Annotated in this window: 1 pseudogene; it reads right to left on the bottom strand. The window is 58.7% G+C overall.

Annotated features, from left to right (window positions below):
- Positions 1-160: 160 nt before the first annotated feature.
- Positions 161-283: pseudogene (locus tag U5805_RS31880) on the bottom strand (amidohydrolase); the annotation flags it as partial.
- Positions 284-409: the final 126 nt, after the last annotated feature.

Genomic DNA, 409 nt, shown 5'->3' with positions numbered 1-409 from the left:
TCTTATGCTGCAAACCGGAACCCCGGCCTCTCCCATCGTGGAGGGCCGGGGTTTCGGCGTTTCGGGCGGCAAATGGCGGGCAGGGGGCTGCGAAGCCCGGAAGAACAAGCCGCCTTGAAGGGGCGGCTTTTTTACATCAAGTCAAGCTAACTCCGGGCACTCACTTCTGCGCGAGAAACCTCGTCGCCAGATGAACCCAGAACGACGATCCGACCGGCAGCAACTGATCATTGAAGTCGTAGCTCGCGCCATCAAAATTCCGCCGATGAGCAATATCGGCATTAAAGCACGCGACTTCCACGCCACGCCGCAAATCTGTATTTGCTTCGCCTGAACAGCCACCGCTCCGCGCCAACTCCTCGCGATTCCCCTAGGCTGCCATCGTCTCCATCAAATCCCGCGTCATCAT

The organism is Paraburkholderia sp. J41, from assembly GCF_905220235.1.
Lineage (GTDB): Bacteria > Pseudomonadota > Gammaproteobacteria > Burkholderiales > Burkholderiaceae > Paraburkholderia.
The sequence above is the reverse complement of the archived record's forward strand: the minus strand, read 5'-3'. Positions and strand labels throughout refer to the sequence as shown.